The 22548-nt window shown below is 57.2% G+C and carries 23 protein-coding genes and 2 pseudogenes; 22 read left to right on the plus strand and 3 right to left on the minus strand.

The window, feature by feature from the left end:
* The first annotated feature begins 16 nt into the window (after window positions 1–16).
* A complete protein-coding gene (locus QRN60_RS20585) occupies window positions 17–271 on the plus strand; it encodes a PAAR domain-containing protein (protein WP_198958600.1) in 255 nt (84 codons plus the stop codon).
* Between the two features lie 193 nt (window positions 272–464).
* Here QRN60_RS20585 and QRN60_RS20590 read toward each other — a convergent pair whose 3' ends face one another.
* Window positions 465–638, minus strand: a complete 174-nt coding sequence (locus QRN60_RS20590) for a hypothetical protein (RefSeq protein ID WP_158212509.1) — start codon at window positions 636–638, stop codon at window positions 465–467.
* Window positions 639–890: 252 nt separating this feature from the next.
* On the opposite strand from QRN60_RS20590, the gene QRN60_RS20595 reads away from it, so the two are divergent.
* The 15 genes from QRN60_RS20595 to QRN60_RS20665 all read left to right on the plus strand — a co-directional run bounded on the left by QRN60_RS20595 (window position 891) and on the right by QRN60_RS20665 (window position 16168).
* Window positions 891–1679 carry a GntR family transcriptional regulator gene (locus tag QRN60_RS20595; protein ID WP_236760297.1) on the plus strand — a complete coding sequence of 263 codons (789 nt, stop codon included), beginning with the start codon at window positions 891–893 and terminating at the stop codon, window positions 1677–1679.
* Window positions 1680–1709: 30 nt separating this feature from the next.
* On the plus strand, window positions 1710–2825 hold the full coding sequence (locus tag QRN60_RS20600) for an ABC transporter ATP-binding protein (RefSeq protein WP_080865401.1): 1116 nt from the start codon (window positions 1710–1712) through the stop codon (window positions 2823–2825).
* On the plus strand, window positions 2822–3751 hold the full coding sequence (locus QRN60_RS20605) for an ABC transporter permease (RefSeq protein ID WP_060727473.1): 930 nt from the start codon (window positions 2822–2824) through the stop codon (window positions 3749–3751). Before QRN60_RS20600 ends, QRN60_RS20605 begins: the two co-directional genes overlap by 4 nt.
* An 11-nt stretch (window positions 3752–3762) precedes the next feature.
* Window positions 3763–4644: a carbohydrate ABC transporter permease gene (locus QRN60_RS20610; RefSeq protein WP_020808147.1), complete on the plus strand. Its 882-nt coding sequence runs from the start codon at window positions 3763–3765 to the stop codon at window positions 4642–4644.
* 60 nt (window positions 4645–4704) lie between these two features.
* Window positions 4705–6234, plus strand: coding sequence for an extracellular solute-binding protein (locus QRN60_RS20615; protein WP_031233233.1), 1530 nt, complete (start codon window positions 4705–4707; stop codon window positions 6232–6234).
* Window positions 6235–6305: 71 nt separating this feature from the next.
* Window positions 6306–8636 carry an alginate lyase gene (locus QRN60_RS20620; RefSeq protein WP_020808149.1) on the plus strand — a complete coding sequence of 777 codons (2331 nt, stop codon included), beginning with the start codon at window positions 6306–6308 and terminating at the stop codon, window positions 8634–8636.
* An 18-nt stretch (window positions 8637–8654) separates the two neighbouring features.
* A complete protein-coding gene (locus QRN60_RS20625) occupies window positions 8655–9404 on the plus strand; it encodes an SDR family NAD(P)-dependent oxidoreductase (RefSeq protein WP_020808150.1) in 750 nt (249 codons plus the stop codon).
* Window positions 9405–9419: 15 nt separating this feature from the next.
* A complete protein-coding gene (locus QRN60_RS20630) occupies window positions 9420–10589 on the plus strand; it encodes an SGNH/GDSL hydrolase family protein (RefSeq protein ID WP_020808151.1) in 1170 nt (389 codons plus the stop codon).
* Window positions 10586–11620: a hydroxyacid dehydrogenase gene (locus QRN60_RS20635; RefSeq protein ID WP_020808152.1), complete on the plus strand. Its 1035-nt coding sequence runs from the start codon at window positions 10586–10588 to the stop codon at window positions 11618–11620. Before QRN60_RS20630 ends, QRN60_RS20635 begins: the two co-directional genes overlap by 4 nt.
* A complete protein-coding gene (locus QRN60_RS20640) occupies window positions 11617–12414 on the plus strand; it encodes a sugar phosphate isomerase/epimerase family protein (RefSeq protein ID WP_020808153.1) in 798 nt (265 codons plus the stop codon). Before QRN60_RS20635 ends, QRN60_RS20640 begins: the two co-directional genes overlap by 4 nt.
* Window positions 12414–13661 carry a glucarate dehydratase family protein gene (locus tag QRN60_RS20645; RefSeq protein ID WP_020808154.1) on the plus strand — a complete coding sequence of 416 codons (1248 nt, stop codon included), beginning with the start codon at window positions 12414–12416 and terminating at the stop codon, window positions 13659–13661. The genes QRN60_RS20640 and QRN60_RS20645 overlap by 1 nt, the downstream gene beginning before the upstream one ends.
* 425 nt (window positions 13662–14086) lie before the next feature.
* Complete coding sequence (gst, locus tag QRN60_RS20650) at window positions 14087–14785, plus strand: glutathione transferase, Atu5508 family (protein WP_080865393.1); 699 nt, start codon at window positions 14087–14089, stop codon at window positions 14783–14785.
* A gap of 39 nt (window positions 14786–14824) precedes the next feature.
* Window positions 14825–15484, plus strand: a complete 660-nt coding sequence (locus QRN60_RS20655; protein WP_373427970.1) for a DUF2383 domain-containing protein — start codon at window positions 14825–14827, stop codon at window positions 15482–15484.
* Between the two features lie 47 nt (window positions 15485–15531).
* A complete protein-coding gene (locus QRN60_RS20660) occupies window positions 15532–15696 on the plus strand; it encodes a hypothetical protein (protein ID WP_162694674.1) in 165 nt (54 codons plus the stop codon).
* Window positions 15697–16021: 325 nt separating this feature from the next.
* Entirely contained in the window at window positions 16022–16168 is a 147-nt protein-coding gene (locus tag QRN60_RS20665) for a hypothetical protein (RefSeq protein ID WP_020808157.1), read from the plus strand.
* Here QRN60_RS20665 and QRN60_RS20670 read toward each other — a convergent pair.
* A pseudogene (locus QRN60_RS20670) lies at window positions 16114–16521 on the minus strand (exodeoxyribonuclease III); the annotation flags it as partial. The gene QRN60_RS20665 and the pseudogene QRN60_RS20670 overlap by 55 nt on opposite strands.
* A 201-nt stretch (window positions 16522–16722) precedes the next feature.
* On the opposite strand from QRN60_RS20670, the gene QRN60_RS20675 reads away from it, so the two are divergent.
* The 5 genes and pseudogenes from QRN60_RS20675 to QRN60_RS20695 all read left to right on the plus strand — a co-directional run bounded on the left by QRN60_RS20675 (window position 16723) and on the right by QRN60_RS20695 (window position 20892).
* Window positions 16723–17019, plus strand: coding sequence for a hypothetical protein (locus QRN60_RS20675; protein ID WP_020808159.1), 297 nt, complete (start codon window positions 16723–16725; stop codon window positions 17017–17019).
* A 19-nt stretch (window positions 17020–17038) separates the two neighbouring features.
* Window positions 17039–18013 (plus strand): TIGR03885 family FMN-dependent LLM class oxidoreductase, encoded by a 975-nt coding sequence (locus tag QRN60_RS20680; protein WP_020808160.1) that lies wholly within the window; start codon window positions 17039–17041, stop codon window positions 18011–18013.
* Between the two features lie 48 nt (window positions 18014–18061).
* On the plus strand, window positions 18062–18340 hold the full coding sequence (locus QRN60_RS20685) for a SemiSWEET family sugar transporter (RefSeq protein ID WP_049832250.1): 279 nt from the start codon (window positions 18062–18064) through the stop codon (window positions 18338–18340).
* Window positions 18341–18797: 457 nt separating this feature from the next.
* Window positions 18798–19015: pseudogene (locus QRN60_RS20690) on the plus strand (glycogen debranching protein GlgX); the annotation flags it as partial.
* A gap of 443 nt (window positions 19016–19458) precedes the next feature.
* On the plus strand, window positions 19459–20892 hold the full coding sequence (locus QRN60_RS20695; RefSeq protein WP_284766552.1) for a PAS domain-containing HWE histidine kinase family protein: 1434 nt from the start codon (window positions 19459–19461) through the stop codon (window positions 20890–20892).
* A 37-nt stretch (window positions 20893–20929) separates the two neighbouring features.
* On the opposite strand, the gene QRN60_RS20700 is transcribed toward QRN60_RS20695, so the two are convergent.
* Window positions 20930–21166 (minus strand): DUF6894 family protein, encoded by a 237-nt coding sequence (locus QRN60_RS20700; protein WP_111785174.1) that lies wholly within the window; start codon window positions 21164–21166, stop codon window positions 20930–20932.
* 323 nt (window positions 21167–21489) lie between these two features.
* Between QRN60_RS20700 and QRN60_RS20705 the strand changes: the two genes are divergently transcribed.
* Window positions 21490–22533 (plus strand): helix-turn-helix domain-containing protein, encoded by a 1044-nt coding sequence (locus QRN60_RS20705; protein WP_111792772.1) that lies wholly within the window; start codon window positions 21490–21492, stop codon window positions 22531–22533.
* The last annotated feature ends 15 nt before the right edge of the window (window positions 22534–22548 follow it).

Genomic DNA, 22548 nt, shown 5'->3' on the forward strand with positions numbered 1-22548 from the left:
TATGCATATATGTCCTATGATCGATCCCGGTCCTAAACCTCATATTGGGGGACCGGTAAATTCGACGCAGCAGAGTTTTGTGAACGTCGAAGGTGTACCAATCGCCACAGTTGGTGACACATGTCTGTGCGCAGGCGTGCCTACTAATGACAAGATCATCGCAGGCTCGTCCGTTGCAAGTATTAATGGGAAACAGATATCCCGCCTAGGCGACAGCTGCGCGCATGGTGGGAGGCTCGTTCAAGGTGTTCCGTGGCTAACTTTTGAGTAGAGCTGATACGACTCGCAGTGCCCCAGTAAAAGTTCGGGTCGCCGAATTGCCGAAGATTAGGGTATAGCTTTGGCGTTCTTAACCTGAATGTCTGTCAGTGCCATTTTACGGTATCGGCTTCCTATCATGATGACGAATACCGTAATTTCTACCGACAAAATTGCTGGATGTCACTGCATGCCGTTGCACTACCTCACGCGCGCGCGAGGCAAAAACGCTGGGAAATCAGCGCTTGTTGGACGTCGTTGATCTTCTTGGAAAGGTCGCTGGAGCGGGTGAAGATCTCTGTAACATCGACGGGAAAGTAAAGTTCCATCACCGGGGACCCTTTCGTTTGCTCGCGACTGATGCGCAACAGGTGTGACATTTCGGTTTAATCCGCCGCGCCATATCGTCGACTTGCCCCGAAACTGAGCATGAATATCGAGCTCGCTGGGTCATTCGTCGCCATTTCGCAAGCTTCACGAAGTCTGTGCTGTCCGTGCACTCTGCTCCTCAAACTGATTACCCACGCCCCTGGTATCACCCGCTCTATATTTGCTCTGGACGGATCGCTTGACACGGCCCGGCAATGCCGATATGTCAGAAACTAATCTGATATCTCAGTTATGGATTTGATATGTCTGAAACGTACGAGTTTCCATCCCTGCCCTTGGTCGAGCTCGTCACGCCCGGCGAGCTGCCGGAGGGCGGCAACATGACCAACCGGATCCATGCGCTGCTCCGCAAGCTGATCGTGGAAGTCAAGCTGCTTCCAGGACGCGCACTGTCAGAAAAAGAGATCGCCGCCCTCTTGAATGTAAGCAAAACGCCGGTACGCGAAGCGATCATCCGTCTGTCTGAAGAGGGCTTCGTCACTGTTGTTCCGCAGGGTGGTACGTACATCTCGCCGATCGATGTGCAGCGGTATATGGAAGCCTGCTTTATACGGTTCAAACTGGAAGAGGGCGCGGTCATAGAGGCAGCCAAACGTCATTCGCTCGAAGACATTGCGCGCCTCAAGACCTGCCTTTCAAATCAGCGCATTGCTGCCAAAGACGAAGAATTCACAAACTTCTTCCTGCTTGACGAGGAATTCCACAAGAACATCTTTGCGGCCGCTCGTCTTCCGGGAGCGTGGAGTGTTGTCAACCAGGCCAAGGGCGAAATGGACCGCATGCGGCATCTGAAGCGCGTATTTGCAGTCAGACGCACAGAAAAGGTTATCGAGGAGCACGAGGCAATCGTGGATGGAATTGAGTCAGGCGATGTCGAAGCGGCACGCGAAGCCGTCCAGCGCCACCTCGGATCACTCGAAACCAAAATCGCGGAACTCTCCAGGAACCCGAAAATCTGGACCTTCATCGAGCAGGTCAACACGCGCGTCACGAGGAAGCGCGCTTCACGGGGGCCGAAGACGCCTGACTGAACATTCAAGGCTTTTGAGGAGGGGCCTTTCATGTCTGCAGTTCAAATCAACGACGTTGTCAAGCGCTATGGTGCCCTTGAAGTCGTCCATGGTATCAATCTTTCCATACAGCCGCAGGAATTCGTTGTCCTCGTTGGTCCTTCGGGATGCGGAAAGTCCACCACGCTGCGCATGCTCGCCGGGCTGGAGGATATTTCGGATGGCACGGTCTCGATGGACGGCCGCGTGGTCAACAAGATCGCCCCGAAAGACCGCGATGTCGCCATGGTATTCCAGAATTACGCGCTTTACCCGCATCTGAGCGTGGCGGAGAATATCGCGTTCGGCCTGCGCGTCAGGGGCGAGAAACGAGCCGTCATCGACAAGGCCGTTGCGGAAGCCGCGCAGATATTGGGGCTTACCGAATATCTGGCCCGCAAGCCGGCCGATCTTTCCGGTGGCCAGCGCCAGCGCGTCGCCATGGGCCGCGCCATCGTGCGTCAGCCGAAAATCTTCCTGTTCGATGAACCCCTCTCCAATCTAGACGCCAAGCTGCGTACCCATATGCGCGCCGAGATCAAGCTGCTGCACAAGCGAATGCAGGCTACCAGCATCTATGTCACCCACGACCAGGTGGAGGCGATGACGCTTGCCGACCGCATCGTCATCATGAATGGCGGCCATATCGAACAGGTCGGCTCGCCGATGGAGGTGTTTCTCGAACCGGCAAACACATTTGTCGCGAGCTTCATCGGCTCGCCGCCGATGAACCTTCTCGATGGAATGATCGAAAAGCACGATGGCACGGTGAAGGTCAGGCTGCCAGGCGGCTCAGGGCAGCGCTTCAGTATTCCCGATGCCTTTGCGAAGAATGCAACGGAAGGGCAGACCGTCCAGCTCGGCCTGCGGCCGGAAATCTTGTCGGTAGAAGCTGGCGAGGGTCGTGAGGTTCTCAATTGCAGCGTCGACCTGGTGGAGCCTCTCGGGGCTGAAGCGCTGCTGCATGGAACGGCGGATGGCCAGCCGTTTATCGCCAAGGCGGAAACCCTCTATGGCGATCATGCGCTCGCTGGCGTCAGCCGGCTTTCCATTGATACAGCGCGCGTCCATGTCTTCGATGCCGCGACCGGCAGATCGCTCAAAGATCGAGATGGAGCGCGACCATGAAACAGGGATTTCAAGGGCGCCTTCACAATCTTCAGGAAGACATGCGCCGCGACTGGCAGCTCTATCTGCTGTTGGCGCCAATGCTCATCTGGTTCGCCGTTTTTCTCTATAAGCCCATGTACGGGCTGGTCATCGCGTTTCAGGACTTCTCGATCTTTCGCGGCATTGCAAAGAGCCCGTGGGTAGGTTTTGAAAACTTTGCGGAGCTCTTTCACAATGACATGTTCATCCGCGCCTTCTGGAACACCATCAAGATCAGTGGCCTTGGCCTGATCTTCGCCTTTCCCGTCCCCATCATACTGGCCCTGATGTTCAACGAGGTTCAAAGTGTCGTTGCCCGCCGCTGGGCGCAGACCGTTGTTTACCTGCCGCATTTCATTTCGGTTGTGATCGTCGCCGGCATCGTCATCAATTTCCTCTCGCCCTCGATCGGCATCGTCAATCTTCTGCTGAAAGGCCTTGGATTTGAACCGGTCTACTTCCTGACCCAGCCGGAATGGTTCCGTCCGATTTATATCGGCTCGTCGGTCTGGAAAGAGGCGGGCTTCGAATCCATCGTCTATCTCGCCGCCATCGCCGGCGTGAGCCCGACGCTCTATGAATCCGCACGGGTGGACGGGGCATCGCGCTGGCAGATGATGTGGCGGATTACCCTGCCCTGCATTCTGCCGACAATCGTGATTATGCTGATCATCCGCATCGGCAATCTGGTCGAGGTCGGGTTCGAATACATCATTCTGCTCTATCGCCCATCCACCTACGAGACAGCGGACGTCGTTTCCACCTTCATCTATCGCACCGGCCTGCAGGGCACCCAATACGATCTTGCAACGGCCGCCGGACTGTTCAACGCGGTCATCGCTTTTGTCCTCGTCTATTCGGCAAACCGCATCAGCCGAAAAGTCTCGTCGACGTCGCTGTGGTGAGGAGCTGAAACATGGCAAACTTTAATCTATATTCTCGCGGCGACCGGATTTTTGGCTGGGCAAATGCCATTCTTCTGGGCCTCTTTGTCCTGTCGACGCTTTATCCCTTCATCTATGTGCTGTCAGTCTCGCTGTCTTCAGGCGCCGCCGTTACGGCTGGCCGCGTCACCTTCTGGCCGGTCGATATCACGCTTGCCGCCTACGACAGGGTATTGTCCGACAGGATGTTCTGGGTCGCCTATGGCAACACCTTCATCTACACCTTCGGCGGCACGCTGATGAGCCTGCTGATAATGATCCCCGGGGCCTATGCCCTTTCGCGCAAGCGCCTGCGCGGCCGCACCTTCTTCAACATCGCCATTGCCTTCACCCTGTGGTTCAACGCCGGCATGATCCCCTTCTTTCTGAACATGCGCGATCTTGGACTTCTCGACAGCCGCTTCGGTATCATCCTCGGCTTTGCCGCAAACGCCTTCAATGTCATTCTGCTGCGCAATTTTTTCGAGGCCGTGCCGAAGTCCTTCGAAGAAGCCGCCAAAATGGATGGCGCCAGCGAATTGCAGCTGCTGTGGAAGGTGTTCATTCCACTTTCCAAACCGGCAATCGTTACCGTTGCACTGTTCTGCATCGTTTCGCGCTGGAACGGCTACTTCTGGGCAATGGTACTGCTGCGCGGCGAGGAAAAGATCCCGCTTCAGGTCTATCTGAAGCGCGTGATCGTCGATCTGAACTCGAACGACGAATTCGCCTCGAGCCTGCTCACCGCCCACTATTCGTTCGAGACGGTGACATCAGCGATCATGATCGCTTCCATCATTCCCGTCCTCATCATTTACCCCTACGCGCAGAAGTATTTCACCAAAGGAATTCTGCTGGGCGGAGTGAAAGAGTAGCAGCACAAGGGAGGAGAACCTGTGAGAGCACTACGAAAAGGCGCGCCCCTACTGGCGTTGATGGCAGCCGCAACCCTTTCCCTGCCGGTATCGGCGCAGGATTCAGGGAAAATTTCCGAGGATCCGCTCGAGCTCACCATCCATTTCCACTTCCGCGACAAATACGTCTACTCGGAAAAATGGCCCGTCGAGCAGAAGGCCGCGGAAATCACCAACATCCATGTCCGCAACGTGGCGTCCTTGGCGACCACCAGCAGCCGCGATGCATTCAACCTTCTGATCGCCTCAGGTAACCTTCCCGACATCGTCGGTGGCGACGCCACCGGCGGGCTGAAGGAAGACTTCATTCGCTACGGGCTGGAGGGCGCATTCATTCCGCTCGATGACCTGATCGAGGAAAATGCCCCCAACCTCAAGGCATTCTTCGACAGCCACAAGGAGATCCGCAACGCCATCTCCGGACCGGATGGCAAGCTTTATTTCATTCCCTATGTGCCCGATGGCAAGTTCTCGCGCGGCTGGTTCATCCGCCAGGACTGGCTCGACAAGCTCGGCCTTAAGCAGCCGGAAACCCCGGAAGAGGTCTACGAGGTTCTGAAAGCCTTTCGTGACAAGGACCCGAACGGCAACGGCCTCAAAGATGAAGTTCCTTATTTTGCCCGTGAGGAAATCGATGCCGTCCGCCTCATCAACCTGTGGGGTGCGCGCGTGTCCGGGTCCGAACGTTATGGCGACTTTGCCGTTTATGATGGGCAACTGCGTCATCCCTGGGCGGAGGAAAACTACAAGACCGGAATTTCCAATGTCGCCAAATGGTACAAGGAAGGCCTGATCGACAAGGAGATTTTCACCCGCGGCGCTCGCTCGCGTGAATATCTTCTGGGCAACAATCTCGGCGGCATGACGCATGACTGGTTCGCCAGTACCTCGACCTATAACGACGCCCTGTCGCCGAAGATCGACGGCTTCGCACTGAAGCCGATGCTGCCGCCAAAGACGGTCTCGGGCCAGCGGTTCGAGGACTCCCGTCGGCTGCGTGTCCAGCCCGTTGGCTGGGCTATTTCGGCGACCAATGAACACCCGGTCGAAACCATAAAATATTTCGATTTCTGGTTCTCGCAGCAGGGCCGAATCCTGTCGAATTTCGGCGTCGAGGGTCTGACCTACGAGATGGTCGACGGCAAGCCGCAGTTCAAGAAGGAAATCCTCGACAACAAGGATCCGGTGAATGCCCAGCTGTGGGCAGTCGGTGCGGCGATCCCGCGCGGGTACTGGATGGACTACGAATATGAACGCCAGTGGACTAACAAGATCGCGCTTGAAGGCATCGACATGTATGAGAAGTGCAGTTGCCTCAAGGACGAGTTCATGGGTGTTTCCCTGAACGCCGAGGAAAAGGCGACCTTCGACCGCTACTGGCCAAGCATCCTTACCTACATGACCGAGATGCAGCAGACCTGGATCCTCGGCGCGCAGGACGTCGATACCGGTTGGGATGCCTACAAAAAGCACCTCACTGCCCTCGGTTACGACGAGGTCATCAAGATGATGCAATCCGCCTATGACCGCCAGTACCAAGCGGCGCAATAAATCCTCCGACGACGATGGCGGCTTTGTCGCCGCCATCCTTTCCCTTCTGTTTTCATAGGAGTTAGAGCGCAATGCGTCCCTCTGCCCCGGCCATCTCCAGACAGACACTTCTCGATGAACCCCGGCCGGGTTCATTGACCATTGGCTACGAGCCGAGCGAAGAAGTACCGCCCACGGAGAACCCTCCGCGCTTTTCATGGCTGCCCGACATCGACGACGGCGCGCATTACGTGCTGCGCATTTCCACCGATCCCGGCTTTGCAGACAAAAAGACGCTCGTCTTTGAAGATCTCGCCTGGAATTTTTTCACGCCGGACGAAGCCTTGCCGGAAGGCCGTTATCACTGGTGTTATGCGCTGTGGGACCAGAAGTCCGCGACGCCGGATTCCAACTGGAGTGCCGCGCGCAGCTTCGAGATCGGCGCTTCGCTGCCGAAAACGCCGCTACCCGGCAGGCCAGCCCGTCATGCAGCCGCGCATGCCGGCCATCCGCGGCTCTGGCTCAATCCGGAACAATTGAACTCCTTCTCGCAGACCGTAGCAAAGGACCCGGGTCATTGCGGCTGGTCCGAATTCTACGAAAAATCGGTAAAGCCCTGGCTGGAGCGGCCGGTGATGCCGGAACCACAGCCCTATCCCGACAATACGCGCACCGCGACGCTCTGGCGGCAAATGTATATCGACTGCCAGGAAGTGATCTATGCCATCCGGCATCTGGCCATCGCCGGCCGCGTGCTCGGACGCGACGATCTGCTCGATGCATCCAGAAAGTGGCTGCTGGCCGTTGCCGGGTGGGATCCGAAAGGCACGACCTCCCGGGCCTATAATGACGAGGCGGGGTTCCGTGTCGTCGTGGCACTCGCCTGGGGCTATGACTGGCTATACGACCATCTGAGCGGGGACGAGCGCGAGGTCGTGCGGTCGATTCTTCTCGAACGGACACGTGAGGTTGCCGACCATGTCATTGCGCATGCCCGCATTCACGTGTTTCCCTATGACAGCCACGCGGTGCGTTCGCTGTCGGCAGTCCTGACACCGGCCTGTATCGCGCTTCAGGGCGAAAGCGACGAGGCGGGCGAATGGTTCGATTACACCGTTGAATTCCTCGCCACCCTCTATTCCCCATGGGCTGGAACCGATGGCGGCTGGGCGGAGGGGCCGCATTATTGGATGACCGGCATGGCCTATCTCATAGAGGCCGCCAATCTTATCCGTTCCTATATCGGTTACGACCTCTATCAACGGCCGTTTTTCCAGAACACGGGGCGCTTCCCGCTTTACACCAAGGCGCCGGGAACCCGCCGCGCCAATTTTGGCGACGACTCCACGCTTGGCGATCTTCCCGGCCTGAAGCTGGGTTACAACGTCCGGCAGTTCGCCGGCGTCACAGGCGACGGCCATTACCAATGGTATTTCGATCACATCAAGGCTGATGCGACGGGCACGGAAATGGCCTTCTACAATTACGGCTGGTGGGACCTGAACTTCGATGATCTCGTCTATCGCCACGATTATCAGCAGGTGGAAGCCGCCTCGCCTGGCGACCTGCCGGCACTCGCCGTTTTCGATGACATCGGTTGGGCGACTATCCAGAAACATATGGAAGACCCGGAACGGCATCTGCAATTCGTCTTCAAATCCAGCCCTTACGGTTCGCTGAGCCATAGCCATGGCGACCAGAATGCCTTTGTTCTCTATGCCTACGGCGAGGATCTGGCGATCCAGTCCGGCTATTACGTGGCGTTCAATTCGCAGATGCATCTGAACTGGCGTCGTCAGACACGGTCGAAAAACGCCGTCCTGATCGGCGGAAAGGGACAATATGCGGAAAAGGACAAGGCGCTGGCGCGCCGTGCCGCCGGCCGCATCGTCTCGGTTGAGGAAGAGCCCGGGCATATCCGTATTCTCGGCGATGCGTCAGCTGCGTATCAGGTGGCAAACCCGCTGGTTCTAAAGGCTGAGCGCGAAATTCACTTTCTCAACGACAGCTACTTCGTGATTGTCGATGAGGTGGAATGTTCGGAACCCCAGGAACTGCAATGGCTTTGCCACACGGCAGGGGCACCGCAGACCGGCAGATCGAGCTTTCGCTACAATGGTGAAAAGGCGGGCTTTTATGGCCAGTTTGTCTTCTCGTCAGCCGGCACACCGCAGATCGCGGCCGTCGAAGGTTTTCCCGACATCGATCCTAGGGAGTTCGAGGGTCTCGACATCCACTATCATGTCTGCGCCACGGTTCCGGCGGCCACCCGGCATCGGCTGGTCACGCTTCTGGTGCCGTACAGCCTTAAGGAACCGAAGCGCATCTTCAGCTTTATCGACGACCAGGGTTTTTCGACCGACATCTATTTCAGCGACGTCGACGACGAGCGTTTCAAGCTCTCCCTTCCCAAGCAATTCTAACCATACGAGGTTTTTCAAATGCAGCGTTTTACCAACAGGACCGTTGTTGTCGCCGGTGCCGGCCGGGATATCGGCCGGGCATGCGCCATACGTTTTGCCCAGGAAGGTGCCAATGTCGTTCTCACCTATAATGGTGCGGCCGAGGGTGCGGTCACGGCGGTTGCCGAAATCGAAAAGCTTGGCCGTTCGGCTCTGGCAATCAAGGCGGATTTGACAAAGGCAAGCCAAATCGAGGCCGCGATTTCTGCCGCCACAGACAAATTCGGCGAGATCCATGGCCTCGTCCATGTTGCCGGCGGCCTTATCGCCCGCAAGACAATCACGGATATGGACGAAGCCTTCTGGCATCAGGTCCTCGACGTCAACCTGACGTCACTCTTCCTGATGACCAAGGCCGCATTGCCCAAAATGGCGAAGGGCGGGGCGATCGTTACCTTCTCGTCGCAGGCCGGCCGGGACGGCGGCGGTCCAGGAGCCCTCGCCTATGCCACCTCCAAAGGTGCCGTGATGACCTTTACCCGCGGACTTGCCAAGGAAGTCGGCCCTGATATCCGGATCAACGCCGTTTGCCCCGGCATGATCTCGACCACCTTCCACGACACCTTCACCAAACCCGAAGTGCGTGAAAGGGTGGCAGGCGCCACGTCGCTAAAGCGGGAAGGATCGAGTGAAGACGTTGCCGGTCTGGTAGCTTTCCTTGCGTCCGGCGATGCCGCTTATATCACCGGCGCCTGCTACGACATCAATGGCGGCATCCTCTTCTCCTGATAACCGGTAAGAACCATGTCCGTATCGTTACCAAGGGCGAGCCGGATTGCCGTTCTCGGCACTTCGCTCGTCCAGCAGAACCATATTGGCGACGCAACCTCGCTTGCCACGTCGGCACGCGGCTGGTTGAGCTGGGCCGAGGTATTGTCGCATGGCAGGCTTTGCTGCCCTGTCTACCATGATCCATCCGTGCCGCCCGGCTGGGAGCCGAGCAATCGGCCGGGTGTCAGCCGGTTCTTTTCCGGCCTCAATTTCGGGGTTTCCGGTCAGAAGGCAATCGAGATTGAACGGCGGCTGCCGCGACTGCTGCAATCGGATTTCGATCTGATCATCGTTGATGCCGGCACCAACGACATGATGGTGGAAACACGCCAGACGATTGCGGATACACGAGCGCGGATCGTTTCGGCTTTGCTCGATGCGGGCAAGACTGTCATCCTTCTCCCGATCCTCGCCCGTGGCATTGGGAAATGGCCGGCCGGCGGTGCGGAGCGGGCAAAGGCGCATTGGATCAACCGGCAGAGCATCGAATTTGCTGCGGCTCACGCCAATTGCCATGTCTTCGACTGGAACTCGGCCTGGGTCGATCCCGAAAGTGAATTCGGCGAGCCCTATCCCGGCTATTCCGACGACGGCACCCATTTTGCGGTGACAGGCGCCTTTGCCGTCGGAAAGCTGCTTGCTACCTATCTGGAAACGATCGTGCCGCGCGCGCCGGCCCGTATAGTGGCGAAAGACGACCGTTTTGACCCGGTGAACAATCCAGCGGGCAATCTGGCATCGGATTTTTCAGCTCTGACAGTCACGGAAGTGAGTGAGCAGAGCCACCGTCTCGGCGGGCGGCTTGTCCATCCGGGCGCAGGTTTTTGGATCGAGGCCATATGCGATGTAGATGTGCCGGCGCATAGCGACGTGCTCGGAATATCGCTCCGTCTGAAAGATGCTGCAGCCGAGGGGCAGGAGGCAGTTGCACTTGCGCCGTTCCGTTCGGTGGACGGCACATTTTTTCTTTTCCCAGCCACCCAATGGCACGGGGCGCTCAGAACCCCTCCCCTGAAACTCAGGCCAGGTGAAGTCCCTCCCGAACTTTTTTTCGATGTGATCCTGCGGCCCGGTTCTCGACCGCTCAAAATCGGCGTCACCCGCATCGAGGTTCGCCCTGTTTCAAGTCCGGTACGCCCATGAGACAATACCAAGACAAACCACGGCTTTTGATCGCCATGCGCCACGAACTTCCCGAAGGTTTCTTTGGTTCGCGCGAATGGGCGCGGTTGAATGCAATTACCGACATCATCCCGGGTTTCCCCTATACGGATTTCGACACGGAAGCGGGCGCCGAAGCGCTGGCCGGGGCGGATATTCTGCTGGCCGCCTGGGGCACGCCGCCCCTGACGCGCGCGCGCCTCGCCCGTGCGCCAAAGCTCAGGATGGTAGCCTATGCCGCATCCTCGGTGCGCACGGTCGCACCTGCCGAATTTTGGGAAACATCCGATATTCTCATTACCACGGCGGCATCCGCCATGGCCGTGCCGGTTGCGGAGTTTACCTGTGCGGCAATCATCATGTGCGGCAAGGATGTGTTTCGTCTGCGAGACGAACACCGGGCAGAGCGCGGCACGGGCGGTTTTGGCAGCAGGCGTGGCATGAGCCTGCCCTGTCTCGGCAATTATTCGCGCAAAGTCGGCATTGTTGGCGCATCACGGATTGGTCGGCTGGTCATGGAGATGTTGGCACGCGGAAAATTCCAGATCGCCGTCTACGACCCCTTTCTTTCGGTGGAAGACGCGGCCGCATTTGGTGCTACAAAAATGGAGCTCGACGAGCTTCTCGCCTGGTCCGATGTGGTCACCATGCACGCGCCGATCCTGCCCGAAACCCGCCACATGATTGGTGCCCGTGAACTGGCGCTGATGGCCGATCATGCGATCTTCATCAATACGGCACGCGGCTGGCTGGTTGATCACGATGCCTTGCTCGCCGAAGCAGTTTCAGGGCGTTTGCGTATTCTGATCGATACTCCGGAGCCGGAGCCCTTGCCGACGGATAGCCCTTTCTACGATTTGCCCAATGTTGTGCTCACCCCCCACATTGCCGGGGCACTGGGCAATGAATTGCGGGCGCTTTCCGATCTGGCCATTACCGAGATCGAACGTTTCGTCGCGGGGCTTGCCCCGCTTCACCCGGTTCACAAGCGGGACATGGAGCGGATGGCATGAACGCTTTCAACTATTGCTTTTCGACGCTCGGCTGCTCCGAATTCAGTCTGCACGAGGCCGCAGATCTGGCCAAGTGTCATGGCATCGCAACCGTGGAGTTGCGCGCGCTGTCCGGTACGGCCGACCTGATCCCGGCGCTCACTGCCGAATTTGCCACTCCTTCCAGATTTGCAGCCTTTCTGGCCGAACGCGATCTCAAGGTTGCCGCCCTCAACACGTCCATTCGGCTGTTCGGCAGCACCGATCTTTCCGCCGTCGAGCCTTTCATTGACTGGGCGGAAGCGGCAGACATTTCCCATTTGCGCATCTTCGACGGCGGCAAACATTTGGGACAGGATGAGATGGCACAGGCGGCGGGCCTGTTGGACGGCTGGCAGGCGCTGCGACAATCACGCGGGCTGAATGTCGACCTGATGATCGAGACACACGACTCGCTGGCGGACTTCGATCAGCTTCTCGCCTTCATCACGCGCTTGCCGGCAGCCAGGATTTTGTGGGACACCCACCACACCTGGACCAAAGGCAGCGATCTCAAAACCCTTTGGCAACACATCGAAAGAAATGTCGTCCATCTGCACGTCAAGGACAGCACGACGCGCAACGATGGCCGACGACGCTACGTATTGCCCGGCCACGGCGATTTTCCCATGGCGGAACTGCTTTCGGTTTTACAGTCACATGAACGACACATCCCCCTCAGTCTGGAATGGGAGCGCCACTGGCATCCCGAACTGCCCCCGCTGGACGATGCGCTAAAGGCTGCGCGCGGCTGGTGGCGAAAAGGAGCTTTTTGATGCGCATAGCCGAAATTCACCTCACACCGGTCGCCATTCCCGACCGGCCGTTGCTTAACTGCAAGGGGGTGCATCAGCCCCATGCGTTGCGCACCATTATCGAAGTCGTATGCGACGACGGCACGGTCGGTCTTGGAGAAAGTTACGGAAGCATCAAGGCGCTGGATGGTTTGCGACGCGCGGCTCCTGCCCTGATCGGGCTCGATCCGTTTCGCCTTCACGAGTTGAAATCGCGCGTCATGACCGCATTGCCCGGTAGTGGCGGCATCAATGCCAAATCGGCGGTGGCCGATCACAAGCTGACAGATGTGGTCGCGTCCGCCTTTGAAGTTCCCTGTCTCGACATTCAGGGCAAACTCCTCGGGCGCCCGGTGTGCGACCTCCTCGGAGGTGCAGTCCGGACGAGTGTCCCTTTCAGTGCCTATCTGTTTTTCAAGTTTGCCGGGCATATCAGTGAGGACCCGGACGAATGGGGGGAAGTCCTGACACCGGACCAGATGGTCGGCGAAGCCCGCAGGATGGTTGCAAAATACGGCTTCCAGTCACTAAAACTTAAAGGAGGCGTACTCCACCCCGACCTCGAAATAGAAACAATGCTGAAACTTCGGGAAGCCTTCCCGCACCATCCTTTGCGCATTGACCCGAATGGCGCCTGGACCGTCGAGACTGCAATCTATGTGGCGCGCAAACTCGAAAATATTCTGGAATATCTGGAAGATCCTGTCCTGGGCATGGACCAGATGGCGCAAGTGGCCGCTGCAACCTCAATCCCCTTGGCGACAAACATGATCGTACTGGAGTTCGATCACATTGCCGCCGCCTTTGAAAAAAATGCGGTGAAGATAGTACTTTCGGACCATCATTACTGGGGGGGACTTCGGGCCTCTTCCCATCTTGCAAAAATCTGCGAAGTTCTAGGCCTCGGCCTTTCGATGCATTCCAACTCACATCTGGGGATCACCCTCGCTGCGATGGTCCACGCCGCGGCAGCAACACCAAATCTTACTTTCGACTGTGACACGCACTACCCTTGGACGGCTACCGACGTAACCGAGGGGACGCCCTTCACTTTCCGTGAGGGGAAACTCGGCCTGCCGGCAAATCCGGGGCTTGGCGTTTCGCTGGACAGGAAAAAAGTCGCGTCTCTTGCTGCACTTTACGAGGAAAGCCGTTTGAAGGAGCGCGATGATACAGCTTACATGAAGCTGTTTGATCCGCAGTACGAAAGACTTGTGCCGCGTTGGTGAGGTGCCGCCGGCTCGCCGGGACACGATCACACCACGCCGGGATGTACATGCCTGCGGCCACAGTGGACGTACGACCATGCTTTTGAATACTGCGCGTCGATTGCCCTCGCCACAATGCTTTCCGTGTCAGGGCCAGAGAAGGTGCACAGCTATGGATCGAACGGAACGGCCGCCGGTCTGTCGGGTTCACGGGATTCAAACCCGTATGACCTCCTGTCGGTTGGGGTGTGCTGGTGGCGATCAGGGGAACGACAAGGCGACGGTTTTGGCCCGTCCCAAGCGCCCGATGGGCGTTGACTGCGGCTGAACTGCCTCTCAATGCAGATGTGACCAGAGACGGTGGCGAAGGATGATGGCCGATCGTCAAACAAAGGAACTGGCAACGGCCTGCGCCGTTAGTGCTTCGCATGGGAAGGGAATACGTCATGAGCAACTTCGAACTCTATTACTGGCCAGTTCCGTTTCGGGGTCAGTTCATTCGTGGAATTCTGGCGCACTGCGAATATTCCTGGGACGAACACGGCGCAGATGGTGTCGAAGAGATTATGAGCCGCGAGCCCGGAAAACAGCCGGTTGCTTTCATGGGACCACCGGTTCTGATTGACCGCGAACGAAGTTTTGCAATTTCCCAGATGCCTGCGATCGCCATGTATCTTGGTGAGCGGCTGGATCTCTTGCCTAAAACTGTTGAGGGCCGTGCGCTCAGCGCCAAACTCGTGAACGATGCCAACGACGTCCTTGACGAATTGACGCTCGACGGCGGGCGCGAGATGTGGACGCCGGAAAAGTGGGGGGAGTTCGTTCCGCGCTTGCAGAAGTGGGTGCGCATTTTCGAGGACACGGGAACAAGGCACGGCCTGAGCGCGGGCACCGGTTTTTTGCTCGGCACCGAAAGCCCAGGCGTCGCAGATATCGTAACCGCAATTCTGTGGAGGACGATGGCCAGCCGCTTCCCGACCATCAGGCGGATAATAGAGGACACCTCGCCGGTCATCTGGGGCCTTTCAACGCGAGTGGATGGTGGAACTCCGCTGGCGGGCCTGAGCCGTCGGAGTTTTGAAGACTATGGCGAGGCCTATTGTGGCGGAGAGATTGAGCGATCCCTTCGAAAGGTGGCTGGCTGAACTTTCTACGGCGAGTTTCTGGAGACAGGGAATCGTTCCATGCCTGATCCCGTTCCTGCCGCGAGAGCTCCCGCTGCCGAACGGATAAAAGGTCGTGATTTTCTTTCGGCGGCCGCGGTCAGCGCGCGTGCCCTTCAGCCCGTCGGGCGGCACTTCCTCAATGTACGAATCCGGACCGGCGTGTTGCAAATGGAACTCAAGCAGGCCTCTTCCGTTCCACGTCCTGTGAAGCCACCCGAGGAGGACATGATGGTTACGATGGTAGGAAATGAAGCAGACATCAAGGACTTGGTGAGGAACCTTCTTTATCTGGAACACGACGCGATCGCCGCATACGATTCCTGCACGCAGAGGCTCGAGAGCCGGGAGCTTGCGAGCCAGATGGCAGCCTTTAAAGAAGATCACCTGCAGCACGTTCGGGTTCTCACAGAAATCGCGCTTGAACTCGGTATCAAAGCGCCGATTGAAGGTGACTTGAAGCAAATGTTGACCACCGGTAAAATTGCGTTGGCGGATTTGATGGGAGACCGGGCGATCCTGAAGGCAATGAAAACGAACGAGGATGACACCGTGACCGCCTACGAGCGTGCCGCTCGTCACGAAGGCGCGATCCCGGCCACAAAAGCCTTCTTCCTGACCGCTCACCAGGACGAGGAAAAACACCGGGCGTGGATGGATTCGGCGGCGCGGACACTCTGAACCGGCCCTGTACACCCGGCGCTTCAACTCAAGAACCGGATGAGTGAATGTTGCTGCTTGCCCCGATCACGGAACGGGAGCGGGATGCCTGCGGCAGCTATCGGCGGATTGCGCTCGTCGCCGTTGGTGAAGATACCCGTCCCGTCCCCCTGCTCGCTGCGGTGTGCCTTGATTGCCTCCTGTCGTCCAGTCTGCTGGCAATATACTCGTAAATAGCCTGGCATCCTGCCGAAGGAGAACCCGGCAGGCGCCCTTGGTTCCTTGGACAAGTTCTTCGTTTGGTGCTTCGGAAAATCGGTGACCGACATCTATCCCGATCCGACTGGCGACATTGCAACCAGCGATCAGATTTGGACAGGTACACGGTCTTGCGGCGGCTCGATCTAACCCCTCGGAGAAACTGGCAAGATCTCCTTCGTTCGCGCTCCCAGTGGACGCTGGGACATAGCAGCCGGAAGCTGTTCCTTGTGAGCCCGGCGTTGAGACAGCGGCGTTGCTGAACCGGGAGCTTCGGCACTGCTTATTTGGGCAGTCGAGGTGGAACTGTTTTTAACGCTGACACGTCCGCACACTGATATTTCCACCGGCCTCTCCGGCATTGCAGCGAATTCCGGCTCGCCATCCCGCTCCTATGCGCCGCTTCTGTCCTCCGGCACGTCAACCTCGATCATCACTGGCGCATGATCGCTCGTGTGGGCCCAGCTTCGTGGCTCGCGGCGGACGCTTGCTGATTTCAACCATGGTGCTGCAACCGGGCTGAGAAGGATGTGATCAATTCTTAGCCCGGCATCGCGTTCGAAGGAATTTCGCCAGTATTTCCAGAAAGTGTAGATTCGTTCGTACGGATGCAGATGTCTTATCGCGTCCGCCCATCCTTTGGTTACAAGATCGGCGTAGGCTCTTCGAACTTCCGGCCTGACGAGAGCGTCCTTACGCCAACGCTCTGGCTTGTGGACGTCAAGGTCGGTTGGCATCACATTGAAATCCCCGATCATCAGGACCGGGATCTCGAGTTGAAGAAGCCCGGCCGCGTAGTCCTGACTGGGATCCCCTCTGGCTTGCTACACCGATTGTTCGCAAGGAGCGGGTGGAGAGATCCTGCATTCATTGCCTGGGCAGACGACTATCGTCGGGACGAGATAGCGAAGTGATCATGCTGGTCAAATGAGTTCTCAGGGTTCAACGGAACAAGTCCCTGACCACGAGGTTCGGACCTCGATTCGCTCGGAAAGGCTATAATGTCATATCTCGTTGAAATATTGCTTCCAGTCACCGCCAACATGGTCAGCCAGGTACTCGACACCATCTGTTACGATTTGACCGAGCAGTTCGGCGGCGTGACTATTCATGAGAAAGCCCCCGCTGAAGGTTTTTGGAAGGACGGTCGCAAGGTGGAGCATGACCATATTTTTCTCGTCGAGGTCATGACGGACGAAATTAACCGCAGTTGGTGGGCGCAGTATCGCGAACGCTTGGCGCTGATGCTTTCCCAAGAGGAAATCGTCGTGCGTGCGATACCGTTTGAACGTCTGTAACGGGCACAGGAGCGACGACATGATTATTGGATACCATGCGTCTCATGAGCAGTTCCCACCAAGCGAGTTGCTTGCTTTCGTAAGGCAGGCCGAGGAAGCTGGTTTCAAAGCTGTCATGACCTCGGATCACATCACCCCATGGAGCGCGCGCCAAGGGAACTCCGGCAATAACTGGGCCTGGCTGGGAGCTGCCTTGGCAGCGACGTCCCTGCCCTTCGGCAGTCTCGCCATTCCTGGAGGCTTCCGATATCACCCTGTGGTTCTCGCGCATTTGATTGCCACTCTCTCGGAAATGTTTCCAGACCGATTACGCTGGATTGCCGTCGGAAGCGGCGAAGCCATGAACGAACATGTTGTAGGGGGGCGTTGGCCGGACAAACCGGAGCGGGATCAGCGCCTGCAGGCCGGGTCTGACATTATGCGAAGGCTTCTGAGAGGCGAAACGGTTTCCCGTGCGCTGCCCTGGTTTTCGGTCGAGGACGCCAGGCTTTGGTCACTTCCCGGAAGGCCTCCCGCGGTTTTCGGTGCCGCGCTCTCGGCCGGGACTGCCGCATGGATGGGAGGATGGACCGATGGTTTGGTTACCGTACGCAAGCCGCAGAAGGAGTTGGCAGAGATCATTACCCGGTTCAGGGCGGAAGGAGGCTCGGGAAAGCCGCTTGCGCTTCAGCTTCAGCTCAGTTGGGGCACCACGAGGGATGACGCTCGCGCCGCCGCATGGGATCAATGGCGAACGGCAGCAGTGCCTGCAGATCATCTCGCCAACCTTAAAAGCCCCGCCGCATTCGACAATGTGACTCGTGAGGTCCTCCCGGATGACATGGGACAGTTCGTCCCCCTCGTTACAGAAGGGGAGGACGTTCTTCACCTCATTGCCGAATGCCGTTCCTGCGGAATCACGGAAATTTATATCCATAACGTCTCTCGCGACCAGCAGGGCTTTATCCGTTTCATGGCACGAGAGGTTCTCCCGGCAGTTAACGCGATGTCCTGATCATTTGACGTCGTTCGCGGGAACTTTGCAGAAAAAGGAAATATGTTCATGGATGCAGGTTTGGTTGTTGGCTATCTCGCTTCCATCTGCTCTGTGGCTAGCTTCATCCCGCAGGTTTGGAAAGTGATGAGGACGGGTGATACAGCAGCGATTTCGGCGCGCATGTATATGCTGAGTGTGACCGGATTTGCGCTCTGGGCAGGGTTCGGGTTCCTTCGTGGCGAATGGCCGATCATCATGACGAACTCCATCTGCTTTTGCCTGTCCGGTATTATCCTGTTCAAAAAGCTCCTGGCACGCGGCAGGCCTGAACGAAATCACCGATAAGGTACGGCCGGTGATATCCCGCTTGCCTGCGACGAAGACCGATCCCGTTGGAACTTTCGTCGGGGAGCAGTGTTGGGCACAACATCGATGTTCACTACCACGGGAAAAAAATGGGTACCGATCGCGAGGAATGGATATCAAAGCGCTCTTATGAACTCCGGGAGGAGGCAGGCAGGCAGGCCTGACGGACACGACGAAGAGCAGTGGCACCTGCCAGTGCAGAATGGGAGGCTGAATTCGGACCCGTTGACGCACCGCTTCAAAACGGCATCGCTGCGGACAATTCTGATGAACAGCTGAAAGAATTCTCGGGATCCTCATAAGGGGAAACTGTTCGAGGCAGCGGAAGTCGTTTCGATCGCATTGCGATTGTTTTCTCGGCAATAAACGACGGCGTTTTTCCCGGAAATGGTTACGACAACCACCCCTTATCCAATCAGTGTTTTCAGAGGCAAAAATGACCGGCAGACTTTCCCGAATCGGCTCCGGCGACCATCGTCAGCTGGGCGCGATTGCGGATAATACGGCGTGAATTTCGCGCTGTTCAGAGCCCATGCAGAGCGGATGGAACTGTGTCTGGTTGCAGGTCACGGTAAGACGGAAATCGGCCGGATCAAACTTCCCGAATATACCAACGAGGTCTGGCACGGTTACGCGCCGGGGCTAAAACCGGGCGTGACCGGCATGCAGAAACTGAACTGAATAAAATATTGAGCGAGGCCTCACAGCAGATAGAGGCCATGCTTCTTTTAATGAACACAAATCCTCGCTGCACTGAGGGCTGATATTGCATCCATACACGTCATGAGCTTCAGTCCTTCGATGGGGCTGATCTCCCGACAATGGAGCTGTCGCCGTTTCGAGAGCAGCCCGAGGTCGCCGCCGCTGCATCTCCGCAGCCAAGCGCTTGACGCTGCGGGCAACGCGACAATCTCAGACTGCACGAAGCCCGGGCGGCCACGTGGGTGAAGACCAAAGGGATCAAGGGAGCGGCCATGTTCCGGGTTGTCAGGTCGTCTTCCACAAGATAGCTTCCTGTCCCTTGACAACAGGACTCCAACGTAAGCGAAGCTATATGCCATCCTCCCGGATCAACACGAGCGAGTCAGAGGTATCAAGTGTCCGGACACACCGATGATGATGATAATCGAGCGTTTCGTTCCAATCTCGCTCGCGGGTCGCCGAGCGAGATGTTGGACGGACATCTGGCGTCGCGCGATTTTCTGAAGGTTTCGCCGATTGCGGGTTATCTCACCGACAACGCCGGCATCCTCACATTTTACAACGAGTTGGCTACCGACATATGGGGGCTCAAGCCCCATCTAAAGGAAATCAGATACTGCGGATCCCTCAGGCTTCGCACACCCGATGGCAAGCCATTGCCACACGCAGAGAGCCCGATGGCGATGGCCCTGCGCGAGAAGCAAGCGGTGCGAGATTATCGGATGCTTGTAGAGCGAGCCGATGGAAGCCAGGTTCCGGTGCGTGCGTTCGCTACACCGATATTCGATGCCGGGGGCGCCATCTCCGGTGGGATCAACATGCTTGTCGAAGAACCCGATGATCAATTCGATAACGAGATCACACAACGTATGAGGGCCATAATCCAGTCCTCGGATGACGCAATTCTGGCAAAAGATCTGAACGGCATTATCACGGACTGGAATCGAGGCGCCGAACAGTTGTTTGGCTACACTGCAGAAGAAGCCGTTGGCCGCTCCGTCACGATGTTGATCCCGCCGGATCGAACCGATGAGGAGCCCAGCATTCTTGCGCGCCTTCGGCGCGGCGAGAAGATCGATCACTATGAAACGGTCCGCCAGCGCAAGGACGGCACACGTGTTGATATTTCCCTGTCTGTTTCGCCAATCAGAAACCGGTCAGGTCAGGTCATAGGTGCTTCCAAGATCGCACGCGACATAACGGAACGCCGGCGCGCTGAGGAGCAACAACATCTGTTGATCCACGAAATGAACCATCGGGTAAAAAACCTCTTCACTGTGGCGAGCAGCATAGTGTCTCTCAGTGCAAGAACGGCAAATACGACAGCCGAGCTCGCAGCCGCAGTGCGAGACAGGCTTGGCGCTCTTTCGCGGGCACATACGTTGACAGTTCCGCACACCTCCGAAGAATCAGATCGCCTTGCTCGGGCGACAACACTTCATGCATTGCTTGAAACAATCCTCGCCCCTTATGGTCAGGGCGCGGCTCCTCACGTGATAATTAGTGGTCCAGATATCACAATTACCGGCGGTTCTCTGACGAGTTATGCGCTTCTGCTACACGAATTCGCGACCAACGCAGCAAAATACGGCTCGCTGTCAACCGAGCAAGGACGTGTTGAAATCACATGTCAAAGCGACGACAAGCTGTTCACCCTCATCTGGGCCGAGAAAGGTGGGCCGCCGGTCAAGCGGACGTCCGACGGGGAAGGTTTTGGGACAATTCTCGGCCGCGCAACCGTTGGTAGTCAGCTTGGCGGAGAAATTCATCGAGACTGGAATTCTGACGGCTTGGTCATCCGGCTGACCGCCGCTCGTGACCGCCTCTAGGTCGAGGATAAATACAGGAACGTAGGTCGTATTCGAACTACTTGAACCGGATTACGGATTTTAGCGGAATTTTTGCGACTAGAAATCCATCACTACGCACCACTTCAAACGCGTTGCCATCCAGAATTTCGTCTTTGAGAATTTTCTCGGCTAACATTTCCTTCGCAGCCTGAACGGCTTCACGCCTTGCTTGCTCATCCGTAGAAAGGACAGCTCCTTCCATATCCACGGAGAGCCCCTGCGCGTCACGCACATGGAAAAAGTACCTTGGCATTGCGAAATTCCTGATATGGTTTCGTGGGGCCTTGGGCGCTAACGAATTTCGCGATGGCAGGTTCCCAATCTGGCCGCGTAGTTCGCAGCTCTTCATTGCCTTCTCTTACCGCGCACCGGGGATTTTTTTGAGGATGTTTCACGCAAATCAGGTTCAGTGCCGGCAACCAGTTTATGGAACGACGGGCTTCCGGCCACGACAGGCGTTGTCTTCGCCTGACGAGGTGATGCCTCCCGGTTGTCGAAAACACCCTGACAGTCTTTTACTGACACGCAGGTGGGCAAACGTGCGTATCAGGCCCCAATCCGACAAAAGAAGATGATATGACCGTCGACCCTGCACGCGATGTAATAAAAATCAACCCGCCGACGCTCCTGTTCAAAACGGATACGCGCGGCACCACTCTTAAAAAGGCTCTCGCCTTCTGGGAGGAATCGGCAGGTTCGTTGTATGATTTCAAACTCACCGATCCGAGCGGCTTTTACACCCGGCATCTTACGTTTCGTCTGGGCGACCTTCTGCTCACCCACTGCGAGAGTGTCGGACAGACGCTCAGCCGGTCCAGCTATCGGATTGCTGCGGATGGTTACGAACATTTCGAAGTGCAGTTTTTCACCAGTGGATGGTGGCGGCGACAGGACGGTCGTGCGGAAGCCGAGGCCGCTCCCGGAGATCTGATCGTTCATGATACGGCCCAGGCCCATGCCGGATCAGCGAACGATTTTTCCAATATTACTCTCTTCATTCCTCGCCAGATGCTGGTGGGGTTGTTAAACCATCCCGACGAGCAGAATATGAGGGTCCTTTCAGCGCATCAGCCGATGGTGGTACTGCTTCGCAAACACATCGATAATATCTTTCACACTCTTCCACTTCTGAATCAAAGACAGGCCGCGGCTTTGGTTCAGCCGACGATCGAACTCGTCGCTGCCACCCTTAACGGGGCTCCGAGAGAGGATTTGGCCAGGGGCCTCGTTCACGTGCAGCGTGAGGAAATCCGCCGCCATATTGATGCGAAGCTGCTAAGCCCGGAATTGTCCCCTGTCGGAATTGCGGCAACCTTCGGTATATCGATACGTAAACTGACCTACCTCTTTTCCGATGACGGCGGTGTGGCTTCCTATATTCTGAAACGGCGGCTGGAAATGGCGCGCAAGGTGCTTCGCGATCCGGCGTACAGCTCCAGGTCCATCGCCGATATCGGTTTGGAACACGGTTTCCTGTACGCGCATAATTTTACGCGCGCGTTCCAGCGTATCTACGGATTGAGCCCGCGCGAGATGCGTGCCCTTGCGCAGCAAAACGCGCTGGCGAGACAGGGCGAGTCACAAACCTGGTTCGATCACGCCTCTAGATGGGGACGATAACCGCAATCCGCGGTC

The sequence above is a fragment of the Agrobacterium sp. CFBP2214 genome (genome assembly GCF_030209895.1).
In the GTDB taxonomy this organism is placed as follows: Bacteria; Pseudomonadota; Alphaproteobacteria; order Rhizobiales; family Rhizobiaceae; genus Agrobacterium; species Agrobacterium radiobacter.

Coding starts and splice junctions, on each gene's coding strand:
- QRN60_RS20585 (WP_198958600.1), top strand. CDS start 17: ATGATCGATCCCGGTCCTAAACCTCATATTGGGGGACCGGTAAATTCG.
- QRN60_RS20590 (WP_158212509.1), bottom strand. CDS start 638: ATGTCACACCTGTTGCGCATCAGTCGCGAGCAAACGAAAGGGTCCCCG.
- QRN60_RS20595 (WP_236760297.1), top strand. CDS start 891: ATGTCTGAAACGTACGAGTTTCCATCCCTGCCCTTGGTCGAGCTCGTC.
- QRN60_RS20600 (WP_080865401.1), top strand. CDS start 1,710: ATGTCTGCAGTTCAAATCAACGACGTTGTCAAGCGCTATGGTGCCCTT.
- QRN60_RS20605 (WP_060727473.1), top strand. CDS start 2,822: ATGAAACAGGGATTTCAAGGGCGCCTTCACAATCTTCAGGAAGACATG.
- QRN60_RS20610 (WP_020808147.1), top strand. CDS start 3,763: ATGGCAAACTTTAATCTATATTCTCGCGGCGACCGGATTTTTGGCTGG.
- QRN60_RS20615 (WP_031233233.1), top strand. CDS start 4,705: ATGGCAGCCGCAACCCTTTCCCTGCCGGTATCGGCGCAGGATTCAGGG.
- QRN60_RS20620 (WP_020808149.1), top strand. CDS start 6,306: ATGCGTCCCTCTGCCCCGGCCATCTCCAGACAGACACTTCTCGATGAA.
- QRN60_RS20625 (WP_020808150.1), top strand. CDS start 8,655: ATGCAGCGTTTTACCAACAGGACCGTTGTTGTCGCCGGTGCCGGCCGG.
- QRN60_RS20630 (WP_020808151.1), top strand. CDS start 9,420: ATGTCCGTATCGTTACCAAGGGCGAGCCGGATTGCCGTTCTCGGCACT.
- QRN60_RS20635 (WP_020808152.1), top strand. CDS start 10,586: ATGAGACAATACCAAGACAAACCACGGCTTTTGATCGCCATGCGCCAC.
- QRN60_RS20640 (WP_020808153.1), top strand. CDS start 11,617: ATGAACGCTTTCAACTATTGCTTTTCGACGCTCGGCTGCTCCGAATTC.
- QRN60_RS20645 (WP_020808154.1), top strand. CDS start 12,414: ATGCGCATAGCCGAAATTCACCTCACACCGGTCGCCATTCCCGACCGG.
- gst (WP_080865393.1), top strand. CDS start 14,087: ATGAGCAACTTCGAACTCTATTACTGGCCAGTTCCGTTTCGGGGTCAG.
- QRN60_RS20655 (WP_373427970.1), top strand. CDS start 14,825: ATGCCTGATCCCGTTCCTGCCGCGAGAGCTCCCGCTGCCGAACGGATA.
- QRN60_RS20660 (WP_162694674.1), top strand. CDS start 15,532: ATGTTGCTGCTTGCCCCGATCACGGAACGGGAGCGGGATGCCTGCGGC.
- QRN60_RS20675 (WP_020808159.1), top strand. CDS start 16,723: ATGTCATATCTCGTTGAAATATTGCTTCCAGTCACCGCCAACATGGTC.
- QRN60_RS20680 (WP_020808160.1), top strand. CDS start 17,039: ATGATTATTGGATACCATGCGTCTCATGAGCAGTTCCCACCAAGCGAG.
- QRN60_RS20685 (WP_049832250.1), top strand. CDS start 18,062: ATGGATGCAGGTTTGGTTGTTGGCTATCTCGCTTCCATCTGCTCTGTG.
- QRN60_RS20700 (WP_111785174.1), bottom strand. CDS start 21,166: ATGCCAAGGTACTTTTTCCATGTGCGTGACGCGCAGGGGCTCTCCGTG.
- QRN60_RS20705 (WP_111792772.1), top strand. CDS start 21,490: ATGACCGTCGACCCTGCACGCGATGTAATAAAAATCAACCCGCCGACG.